Source organism: uncultured Ellagibacter sp., assembly GCF_934636505.1.
In the GTDB taxonomy this organism is placed as follows: domain Bacteria; phylum Actinomycetota; class Coriobacteriia; order Coriobacteriales; family Eggerthellaceae; genus Ellagibacter.
Map to the genome: position 1 here is coordinate 1 of NZ_CAKUAL010000064.1, position 11093 is coordinate 11093.

Annotated in this window: 7 protein-coding genes and 1 pseudogene; all 8 read left to right on the forward strand. The window is 60.7% G+C overall.

The window, feature by feature from the left end; translation table 11 throughout:
• On the forward strand, positions 1-243 hold a 243-nt coding region (locus Q0G18_RS07565), incomplete at its 5' end, for a hypothetical protein (protein ID WP_297151534.1).
• Positions 244-264: 21 nt separating this feature from the next.
• A complete protein-coding gene (locus tag Q0G18_RS07570) occupies positions 265-1086 on the forward strand; it encodes a 4Fe-4S dicluster domain-containing protein (protein ID WP_297151553.1) in 822 nt (273 codons plus the stop codon).
• Between the two features lie 79 nt (positions 1087-1165).
• A complete protein-coding gene (locus tag Q0G18_RS07575) occupies positions 1166-2578 on the forward strand; it encodes an SLC13 family permease (RefSeq protein WP_297151537.1) in 1413 nt (470 codons plus the stop codon).
• 217 nt (positions 2579-2795) lie between these two features.
• Entirely contained in the window at positions 2796-4031 is a 1236-nt protein-coding gene (locus tag Q0G18_RS07580; protein WP_297151540.1) for a LysR family transcriptional regulator, read from the forward strand.
• 9 nt (positions 4032-4040) lie between these two features.
• The gene (locus tag Q0G18_RS07585) at positions 4041-4304 is read left to right on the forward strand and encodes a hypothetical protein (RefSeq protein ID WP_297151543.1); all 264 of its coding nucleotides are present in this window, start codon (positions 4041-4043) and stop codon (positions 4302-4304) included.
• A gap of 138 nt (positions 4305-4442) precedes the next feature.
• The gene (locus tag Q0G18_RS07590; protein WP_297151546.1) at positions 4443-7283 is read left to right on the forward strand and encodes a S8 family serine peptidase; all 2841 of its coding nucleotides are present in this window, start codon (positions 4443-4445) and stop codon (positions 7281-7283) included.
• A 219-nt stretch (positions 7284-7502) separates the two neighbouring features.
• Positions 7503-8315 (forward strand): UTP--glucose-1-phosphate uridylyltransferase, encoded by an 813-nt coding sequence (locus Q0G18_RS07595; RefSeq protein WP_296060296.1) that lies wholly within the window; start codon positions 7503-7505, stop codon positions 8313-8315.
• Between the two features lie 1181 nt (positions 8316-9496).
• Positions 9497-10798, forward strand: a pseudogene (locus tag Q0G18_RS07600) (replication-associated recombination protein A); the annotation flags it as partial.
• Between the last annotated feature and the right edge of the window lie 295 nt (positions 10799-11093).

Below are 11093 nucleotides of genomic sequence, written 5' to 3' on the forward strand. Positions count from 1 at the left end.
GCCAACAGCGACGTTATTGTTGCCGGGATCGGCGGCCTTGACCGCGGCGGCGACATCAACCTTATCTGCCCGACGCACACCACGTCGAAGAATGCGAGCGGCGAGGTTACGAGCGGTTACTTGGCAGGCGTGAAGAAGGTCGATGTGTTCGAGCTTGCCAAGAAGTATCCCGAAGCCTTCGGTCGCAGCAATTACCAGCCGGAATACGGCGCTGACGTGCGCGATTACATCGTGGCTCAGTAAGAGGATGGGGGAGTGAACCATATGAAATCGATCATTGTCGATCTGGACCGCTGCAACGGGTGTTTCAACTGCCAGATTGCATGCAAGGACGAACATTGCGACAACGACTGGCGCCCGATCGCCGCGCCGCAGCCCATGACGGGGCAGTTTTGGTGCAAGGTCGATCAGAAGGAGCGCGGACGGGTGCCCGTGGTCTCGGTCGATTACACGCCGACGTTTTGCGGCATGTGCGATAACGCCGAGTGCATGAACGCCGTCTCCGACGGGTCGGTATATCGCCGCGAGGACGGCATCGTCCTCATCGATCCCGAGAAGGCCCGCGGCCATCGCGAGCTGGTCGATGCGTGCCCACTTGGGATGATCTACTACAACGAGGCGCTCGACCTGCCGCAAAAGTGCACGGGCTGCGCGCATCTGCTCGACGATGGCTGGGAGGCTCCGCGCTGCGTCGATGCGTGCGCAACGGGTGCTTTGCGCTATGGCGATGTGGAAGACTTCGCCGACGAGCTCGATGATGCGCAGGTCGCCGAGGCGCTTGAAGGCAAAGGGTCGCATGTGCTCTACGTCAATCGTCCTGCTGAGCGCTTTATCGCCGGAACGGTCGCCGATCGCGAGGCGAACGAGGTTCTCATCGGCGCGAAGGTGCAGATCGTCGACGAGTCGGGCAACCAGGTTGCCGAGCTTGAAACCGACGAGTTCGGTGACTTCAAGTACGAGGGTTCGGCGAAATCTCGCTGCAAGGTGAGCATCGACGCCGAGGGCTATGAGCCTGCGAACCTCGATGCCGATACCACTGCAGACGATGTCGTGTTCGACGACGTGTTCATGAAATCGCTGGCGTAAAACCAATCGGTTAAACAAGGAGGATTGTTATGTGCAAAGGGGTTACTTGGGCTTCGCAAACGATGGGAGGCGGTGCGCGATGAAGCAGAAAAGCGCTCTCGTTCGTTTCCTGATCGTGCTTGTTGGGTTGATCGTTATCGGGCTAGTGGCTGTTGCTCCAACGCCCGATGGCCTTACTGGCCAGGGGAAACTCGCTCTCGTCATCTTCCTCGTGTCCATCATTTTCTGGGTCACCGAGGTCATGCCGATCGCGATTACCGGCTGGGCAATGGTCGGCTTGCTGCCATTGCTCGGGATACTGACACCCGACCAAACGTGGTCGGCGTCGATTAACAACGCGATCATCTTCTACCTGTGCTGCTTCGCGTTCGCGTGCTTCGTTGGCCGCTCGTCCATCGCGACGCGCCTGACGGGTATGATCTTGAAGTGGGCGGGTACGAACTCTTCCCGCGTGCTGCTCGGCTTCATGGTGGTCACGGCGCTGATCTCGACGCTCATGGACAACCTGCCCCTGTGCGCTGTTATGCTTCCGATTGCCTACGGCGTGCTCGATGCGAACAACACGCCCACCGGCGGTAAGTCGGCGTTCGCGAAATGCATCGCTATTGGCATTCCGTGGGCGGCGGCAATCGGCGGTGCCATGACGCCTTCAGGCTGCATCATCAACGTGCTTGCCATGACGCTCATCGAGCAGAACTTCGGCGTGTCCATCAGCTTCATCCAGTGGATGGCGTTCGGTGTGCCCCTGGCAGTCATCACCATCCCTGCGGGTTGGTTCGCGCTCATCAAGATCTTCAAGCCCGAAGCGCTCTCCCAAAGCGCAGTTGATTCCGGCGTCAAGCGCGCCGAGGAGCTGCCGAAACTTCCTCGCCATGAGGTCGGTGGCATCGCTGTCATGCTGATCACGCTTGTCGTGTGGATTGCAAGCTCCTGGATTCCCGAGATCAACATCACGGTCGTGAGCCTTATCGCCCTCGGCTTCATGTTCTTCCCCGGCATCGAGGCCATCCGCTTCGACGACTTCCTGACCGACAGCCCTTGGGGCATGATGCTGCTCATGATGGCTGTGAACGTTCTCGTGGCGGCGCTTTCCATCACGGGCGCTATGGAATGGGTCGTGGGTACCGTGATGGCGCCGATGGCTGCATGGCCGCTCGTGGTGACCATGATCGTCCTGTCCGTGATCGGCTGCATCCTGCACAACGTTATTCCCGCAGGTCCCGCGTGCGCCGGCTTGATCGCCGTGCCGTTCGCGACGATCATCGGCGGAATGGGCGGCTCGATTGCCGCAACCTGCGCGATGGTGGCTTGGTGGTCGGCAATCGCTCTTATGCTTCCGCTCGATGGCGTGCCGCTTTTGTCCTACTCCAGCAACCGCAAGTACTTCTCCTTCGGTGACATGGTGAAAGTTGGTTGGGCGCCGAGCTTGGTGATGGTGATCATCACGGTCACGCTCACTCCTGCGACGGCAGCTTTGATGGGCCTCGCCTAGCGATTCGAGAAACCTTGGCTGACTGGCTTGGCCAGAGCTTGGCTTTCCCAATCTGCCTTGGCATTCCAACGGGTCGGTCTGATTTGACCCGGGTTGCTTCAACCTAATCTGGATTAAGGGCGCAGTTCGGATGCGAGCTGCGCCCTGACCCGTTTTTGTCGCTCGCATCTGCTTTCATAGTATGATGGCCGTTAGGGGTTTTATCTGAGGGGGAGCTATGCAGACAACGTACTTGAAGCATTTCGTTGACGTTGCGGAAAAGGGGTCGATCGGGGCCGCCGCTGCCGCTGATTTCATTTCCCCGCAGGGAATGAGCCGCTCGATCTCCGTCCTCGAATCGGAGCTGGGGTGCACGCTTTTCTCTAAGAAGCCCAACGGTATGGCCCTGACGCGTTTCGGCGAGGCCCTTCTCGATGACGCCAAGGAGATTCTCGCGCTTGAGCAGGAGATGAAGGCGCGCGTTGCGAGGATTCAGTCGAGCGATTTGGAAAACGGCACGAGCGATCTCCTTCTTCTCTATCTAAACAACATCGCCTTCGATGCGGCGCTTTTTTCGCCTTTGACGGACAGCATCGAGGAAGCGTTCGCCAGCGCGCGCTTCTTCCAGTGCGACAACGAAGAGATAGCCGATTCCCTTCTTGCCGCCGATGAGGCGCAGCAAGATGCCCTTGCGTTAGGCTTGCTGTGCCTTTTCAGCACGGACACGGAGCGCAACTCGGAGTTGCTCGAGCGATTGTACGCGAGGGGATTCGCGTTCCAACCGTATCTTGAGAGCTACGACGAGGTTATGGTTCCCGCGGGCTCTGACCTCGCGGGCAAGACCTCTTTGAGCAAGTCGGATATCCTGTCGTACCCGCTCATTGTTTCGGGCGGCGACATCCAGCGCGTGTGCGAGAAGGTGTTCGGCAAGGCATCGATTTACATGGTGACGGCGGATAGCCTTTTTCGCTATCAGGTTGTCCAAAAGGGGCAGGCGATCACGGTTGTTCCTGCGTTCCATCATATCGTTGATAGCGGCGCACAGGGGACGGTCGTCGTGCCGATGAAGGAGCCGTACTATCTCGAAGTTGGATTCGTCGCCAAGCGCGATGTGATGGAAAGCCCTGTGGTAAAGAGGCTGTTTGCGCAGCTGAACGCCTACTATTCGAAATTCGCCTCATCCCCCTATATCTCGCTTGTGCCGAGCGAGATCACGTCAGTGAGCGCTGAAGAGGCGCGTTCCGCCTCGACAATGGATTCGCTGTGCAAACGTTTTTGCGGCAAGTACAAACTTTCCCAGCGTGAGGGCGAGATTCTGGTGCCGCTTCTCGCTGGCAAGACGGCGCGACCGATTGCCGAGGAGCTTTCCGTTGGAACCGCCACGGTGAAAAGCCATATCTACAGCATTTACAAGAAGGCGGGGGTTCACTCCCAAAAGGATCTCATGTCGCTTTTCCGCGAGATGGAAGCCTAGGGAGCTGCTGTGGCAGGGGTCGGGTGCTTCATCCCGCCTTGTCCCCGTTGCTTTTTGCGAGATTCCTCGGCGCTTGCCGACAAGACCGACGCTGCGAGTATCGCCGACTGGGCGCTCGACGCCATGACGTGGACCTCCGCGAAGGGCGTCCTCGGTGGTTACGACAATCACGACGGCACGTTCACGATCAACCCAGAGGGCGAGACCGCTCGCGTCGAGGCGGCAAAGGTGCTGGTGACGACATACAAGCTGCTGATAGACAGCAAGTTTTAGGAGCTGAGAACCAAAAGCTCAGGGAAGGAACCGTATAATCGGTTCTTGCGGCAATGAGATACATCGGGCGGGCTCCGTCTTTTCGGGGCGGGGCTCGCCCGTGCGAGACGATTCAGATGAGTGAACAGGAGAACACGCATGAGATTATCGTTGGCGGAGCGCGCCAGGGGCGTTGTAAGCCTTGCGGTATCGGCAGTGCTCGCGGTGGGCTTGCTCCCGGTTTTCCCGGCGCAGGCAACTGCTTTCGCAGATGAAGTCGCCGCGGGGGAAGGTGGCGGCGAGATTCTCGTCGTTCTTGACGAGGCGAAGACCGCGCGTTCGGGTTTGAGCGTCGAGGGCTTCACGACCGACTCGGTCCAGTCGCTGCGCTCGGCGGGCGTCGAGTCGAGCGAGGTCGTCATCGATGATGGCAAAATCGGTACGGTGCTGAAGGCGGAAGTTTCCTCCGATCGCACGGTTGACCAGGCAATCGAGGCGGTTTCCCGCTTGCCTTACGTGAGCTATGCGCAGAAGAACTACACCTACAAGCTGATTGACAGCGTGCCCAGCGACGAGTCCCTGTCCACTGGGACGTCGGCCGGGACGTCGGGGGAGTCGGCCATCGAGCCGCTCGCGACCACGACTAACGACGAGGGCCTGTCGCGCCAGTACTACCTGAAGGATTCCGCGAGCAACGGCTCGAACGTCCTTAACGCATGGGACGTCGCGCGTGCTGAGGGAACGGTCACCGTGGCCGTGCTCGACACGGGCGCCTACGTGAACCACGAGGACCTTGCGGCAAATCTCGATACCGATAACATGTGGGATGCCTACAACCGCACGGAGCGCGGGACCATCACGAGCTCCAACAACCCGAACGGCGACGTTCACGGACACGGCACGCACGTTGCCGGCATCGTTGCCGCGGAGGCGAACAATGTCAAGGGCATCGCGGGCGCTTCGTTCAATGCGCGCGTGCTTCCCATCAAGGTCTTCGACGACTCGAACGATCCTGGCTGCGAGACTTCGACGCTCGCCGAGGCGTACGAGTACCTGTTCGACCTCGTGTCCCAGGGCAAGGTTGAGGGGCTCCATGTGATCAACATGAGCCTCGGCGGCTACGGGCTCGATGAGGGCGACAAGCTGTTCGAGTCTCTCATCAACAAGGCCGCCAGCGATTACGACATCGTCACCGTGGCGGCTGGCGGCAATGGCGACGACTGGGGCAACCCACTCACCGATGCGTCGTATCCTTCCGATTTCGACGCGTGCGTTTCCGTGACGGCGCTCGATAAGAACGGCGGCAATGTCAAATGGTCCGACTACAACGAGTTCAAAGACATCTCCGCGCCGGGCGTGAACATCTACTCGACTTACAACAACTCCAAGAGCTCCTATTATTTCCTGAGCGGCACGTCGATGGCGTCTCCCCTGGTGGCGGGCATCTTTGCGCTTCTTTGGAGCGTGGAGCCCTCGCTGTCGGTTGACGAGGCAAAGACAGCGGTGTACGAGACCGCGACGTCGGTGAAGGGGTCGATCGACCGAACCAAGCCCGACTACAACGGCGTTGTGAGCGGAAGCCATGGCGCGATCGACGCTGCGGCGGCCGTCGAGTACGCGATCAAGAACTTCAACAACGACAACACCTCGTCGATCCGCAACTGCACGGCCGATCCCGTCGCCGATCAGATGTACACCGGCGATGCCCTTGAGCCGCTTCTGACTATTCGCGATGGTGAGAAGACGCTTGAGCTGGGCAAAGACTACACGGTCACCTATTCTCACAACGTGAAGGTGGGCGAGGCCACGGCGCTCGTCAAGGGAATCGGCGACTACGTCGGGCTCCTTCCCGTGTCGTTCAAGATTTGCTACGACATGGCCAATGTTGCTATTTACAACGTGAAATCGTCCTACGTCTACGAGGGCGAGCCGATCGTGATCGAGCCGCGCGCCTATTACCAGGGTCGCGTGAAGCTGACCGAGGGCACCGACTACACCTACATCGTGGAGGGCAACGACGCTCCCGGCACGGGTCGCGTGGTGCTCACCGGCATGGGCGATTACCGTGGCACCGTCGAGAAGACGTTTATGGTGAAGTCGAACGAAGTCGAGCCCGATCCCTCCGAGGGCAAGATTGACATGAGCGGCGCGAAATTCGTCGGGCTTGCTGCGAGCTACGTGTACAGGGGTCAGCCGGTCATTCCGGTGGTGAACCTCGTGCTGGGCGATACGCTGCTCGTCCAGAGCATCGACTATGTGATGTCCATCGTTGACAACGAGACCCTAGGCACGGCGACCATCACCGCTGCCGGCATCGGTCGCTACGAGGGCAAAGCGACGGCGACGTTCGAAATCGCGCGCCCGACCTATGACGTTTCCGAGTTCATCGACGTGCCGCGCAACGGTTCCGAATGGTATACCGATTACGTGTACGAGGCGGCGAAGTACGGCTACCTGACCGGCTACAAGAATGCCGACGGCACGCCGACCGGGTACTTCGGTCCCAATGATGCCCTGACGCGAGCGCAGGTTGCAACCATTCTGTACCGCGCGTGCCCAACGGGCTCCCTGTCGGATACCGACAACTCGTCGGATGCGAACTCCGTCAACAAGACGCCCTTCCCCGACGTGGAAAGTGGCGCCTTCTACACGAAGGCTATGAACTGGGCCTACGCTAACGGCATCCTCACAGGTGTCGATGGCAAGGGCGAGATGCAGCCCAACCGCGAGATTACGCGCGAGGAGCTTGCCGTCGTCATGATGCGCTATGCCAAGAGCTGCGGCCTCTCTGGGGTCGACGCCGAGCCGAGCGAGGAAGGGATCACCGACTGGGCCGATGTCTCCGATTTCGCGACGAGCGCAATCAAGTGGGCGCTTGCCAACGGTGTGATCTCGGGCGTCGACAACCATGACGGCACCAGGTCGCTTTGCCCGCACGACAGCGCGAGCCGCGCGCAGATGGCGAAGATTATCCTGAATGTTGAAGCGATGAGGGGCTAGAAGAGCCCGGCGAGCTGCTTCGGCTAATTCCCGGCCCGCTTCCCTTCCTCTAAGGCGGGGGAGCGGGCCGGTCCACGTTTGGGCTTTGTGGCCTTCGGGTTGCGTTCGACGACGTCGCGGGCGGCGCAATTGCCGCGTGCTACAATCTGTCCCGTGAGTTTCCAGAAAGCGCCGAGCGGGCGCTTTCCTTGTATGTTGCCTCGCGAAGAAAGGTTTCCTATGAAGGCACTTATTCCCGCTGCCGGTTTGGGCACGCGCTTCCTTCCCGCCACGAAGGCGCAGCCGAAAGAGATGCTGCTCGTGGTCGACCGCCCCGTCATCCAGTACGTGGTGGAGGAGGGCTTGGCGTCGAAGGCCGACGAGGTCGTCATTGTGAACAGCCGCTCCAAGAAGGCGATCGAGGATCATTTCACGCCTGACCCCGACCTGGTCGCCACGCTGCGCGCGCGCGGCAAGGACGCTTACGCCGACGAGGTGGAGCGCGTGGGCAACTACAACGTGAGCTACGTGTACCAGGAGGAGCCGCTCGGGCTGGGGCATGCCATCTGGTGCGCGCACGAGAAGACGGCGGGCGAGCCGTTCTACGTGCTTCTAGGCGACGTGATCGTGCCCGACAACCAGATGCTGCCCGCGATGCAGAAGGTGTCGGACGAGCACGGCGGGGCGAGCGTGATCGCAGTCATGCCCGTGCCCGATGACCAGGTGCATCGCTTCGGGATCATCGCTGGTGAGAAGCTCTCCGACGATGTGTGGAAGGTCGATTCGCTCGTGGAGAAGCCGGCGCTTGAGGACGCGCCCTCGAACCTGGCCGTGTTCGGCCGCTATCTGCTGAGCCCGCGCGTCATGGAACTTCTGGCCGACGTGAAGCCTGGCGTGGGCGGCGAAATCCAGCTGACCGACGCGCTCGACGAGGTGCTGCGCGAGGAGGAGATGTACGCGCTCGTGATCGATCCCGAAGACGGCTTCGACACCGGCACAGTCGAGAGCTGGCTGCACACCAACAACGTGCTCTTCGAGCGCAAGCAAGGGTAAGCGTTCGCGGGCGGCGATAGCCTTCCCTGGTGGGGTGCGTCTACGGGCGCGGGCAAGCGTCCGCGGGCGTACCTTTTCAAGTGATGGTAAGTGTCCGTAAACGGCGGCGATCTTCCCAGGCGGGGCAAATCGCCCGCAAGCAAGGGTGGCTTTCCTGAGAAGGGGCAAGCGCTCGCGGGCGCGTGGCCTCCCTGAGAAAAGGCGGTCTTTTCAAGCTTGAATTTTCAATCTTGTCATTTTCGAGGGGGAGACCTGCCAGAAATCGGGCGGTTTTCATCATCTCGGGAAGAATTCGAGCGAGGAGGAGAAAGCCGCCCGCAAAGCAAAGTCCGCTGACCTGGCCTTACTCTTCTCGCCGCTTGCGCCCGCCCGCCGCAAGGGGCGGGGAAACGCCCTCCGAGGGCTTCCTGTTGATGAAAACCACCCGATTTCTGGCAGGACCCTCTCGAAAAGTGTCGCGCGCGAATTCCCAGGGGGTATGGGCAGGATTGTCGCCGTTGTGTCGCGCAAGCTTCCCAGGCGCGCGGCTAGGCCACTGCTCCTTCTCTCGGGAGAATCTTGTAGAAAGCGAGGTAGACAAGCCCGCCGAGGAAGTACATGAGGGCGTCGATGGGATCTGCGGTGCCGAAATGCAGGACGCACGAAGCTAAGACTTCCCAACATACTGCGCACAATGCCGAGAGAAGGAGGGAAGACCCCAGGCCGCAAATAATCTCTCTGCCTGAAACAATCCTGGTCAAGACATTTACGTAAGCGGGGAAAACGATGCCGCCGCAAAGGTCGGCGAGGTGATAGTTGACAAACTCGTACGGCAAAACGCAATCAAACGAGAAGACGAACCTGTTGATAAGGTAAACGAGGGTGGCAAGCAAAGGGAGCGGATTGTCTCGGAGCCGCTAAAAGAAACGAACTCGTAACAAAAGCCCTGGTTGATTCATAAGATGCCCACGTGTCGAACATAAGGGGTTCAAGGGTGGTTGTTATACTGCAAGCAGCAGGTGAGAAGGTCCCCCCTCCTTCGAGAACCCTGCAGTTGCCTTCTTTCGAAAGCAGCAGGCGGTCCTAACCCCGACCGTCTAATCCCCTCCTTGGGCCCGCCGGACCTCCCTTTCCGGCGGGCCATTTCTTTTCCACCCCTTCGCCTCTGGGCAAACAAACGTTCGCATGATATGATACGCGGCATGGAAACCTTATTCACAGCAATGGAAAACGAGCGCCGCGCGGAAGTGGCGCCGCTTGCGGTGCGCATGCGCCCTCGCACGCTCGACGAGGTCGTGGGACAGACCGATGCGGTCGGCCCCGGCAGCTGGCTGCGCAGCGCCATTGAGGGCGACAGCCTAAGCTCGGTCATCCTCTTTGGGCCCGCGGGCACGGGAAAGACCTCGCTCGCGCACGTCATCGCCGAGCACACGAGGGCAACCTTTGTGGAAGTGTCTGCCATCGGCGGCACCGTGTCCGACCTGCGCCGCGAGATTAGTGCCGCGGAAAAGCGCCTGACGATGCAGGGCCTTCGAACCATCCTGTTCGTCGACGAGATCCACCGCTTCAACCGCAGTCAGCAAGACGCACTGCTCCATGCGGTCGAAAACCGCGTGCTCGTGCTGGTGGGAGCCACCACGGAAAACCCGTTCTTCGAAGTGAACTCAGCGCTCATCAGCCGTTCCCGCGTGGTCGAGCTCCACTCGCTCACCGATGGGGAAATCGCGCAGCTTGTTCGCCGTGCGCTCGCTGACGAACGCGGGCTCGCCGGGCGCTATGCGCTTGCCGACGACGCCCTTTCGGCTATCGTGCTGCTCGCCGGGGGCGACGGGCGCGCCTCGCTTACCACGCTCGAGCTCGCCTCGCAGATGGTGGCGCCCGGTACTCCCAAAAAGCCTGCTCTCATCAGCGTCGATGTCGTGCGCCGCGCAACGCCCCACCGCGCACTCGCCTACGACAAGAACAAGGACATGCACTACGACGTCATCTCCGCGTTCATCAAGTCGATGCGTGGGAGCGACCCCGACGCCGCGCTCTATTGGCTCGCGCGCATGATCGACGGTGGGGAGGACCCGAAGTTCATCGCGCGCCGCATGATGATCCAGGCTTCGGAGGACGTGGGCAACGCCGACCCACAAGCATTTCTCATTGCCGAAGCCGCGTTCAAGTCCGCCGAGGTCATCGGCTACCCGGAATGTCGCATCAACCTGGCGCAAGCGGCGATATACCTAGCGCTCGCCCCGAAGAGCAACGCCGCGGAGGCGGGAATCGACGCGGCGCTCGCCGAGGTTCGACGGGGGCCTGCGCGCAAGGTGCCCGATTACCTGCGCGATAGGCATCGTCCGGGCTCAGAGAACTACGGAACCTATAAATATCCCCACGACTACCCCGAAGGATGGGTCGATCAGCGCTACCTTCCTGATGGCCTGGAGCGCGGCTGCTTCTACCATCCGAGCGAGCGGGGTTGGGAAGCTTACCGCGCGGATGCCGCCGCTCGCGATCGCGCGGCGGTGCTCGACCGCACGGCGGAAAGCCGCGCTACGGCAGGGGACCGCGCCGCGGCGGAAAGTCGCGCCGCGGCAGGCAATTCCGCGCGAGGAAAAGGGCGTAACGCGACTGCTGCTTCTGCTGAAAGGAAGCTCTCCTCCGAGGGCAAAGTGCCTTCGGACGCTTCCGCCCAAACGGCACACTCGGTGGATGTCTCTGATCCTGCGCCCGAAGCCGGTTGATTTTCATTGTTAGCCGAACACTCGCGCCGTAATCGGCGTTTTCGCAGCTAGCAGGACGGGCGTGCAAACG

Bases quoted from the DNA above. Each gene is read 5' to 3' on its own strand.
- Q0G18_RS07570 (WP_297151553.1), top strand. From the start codon at position 265: ATGAAATCGATCATTGTCGATCTGGACCGCTGCAACGGGTGTTTCAAC.
- Q0G18_RS07575 (WP_297151537.1), top strand. From the start codon at position 1,166: ATGAAGCAGAAAAGCGCTCTCGTTCGTTTCCTGATCGTGCTTGTTGGG.
- Q0G18_RS07580 (WP_297151540.1), top strand. From the start codon at position 2,796: ATGCAGACAACGTACTTGAAGCATTTCGTTGACGTTGCGGAAAAGGGG.
- Q0G18_RS07590 (WP_297151546.1), top strand. From the start codon at position 4,443: ATGAGATTATCGTTGGCGGAGCGCGCCAGGGGCGTTGTAAGCCTTGCG.
- Q0G18_RS07595 (WP_296060296.1), top strand. From the start codon at position 7,503: ATGAAGGCACTTATTCCCGCTGCCGGTTTGGGCACGCGCTTCCTTCCC.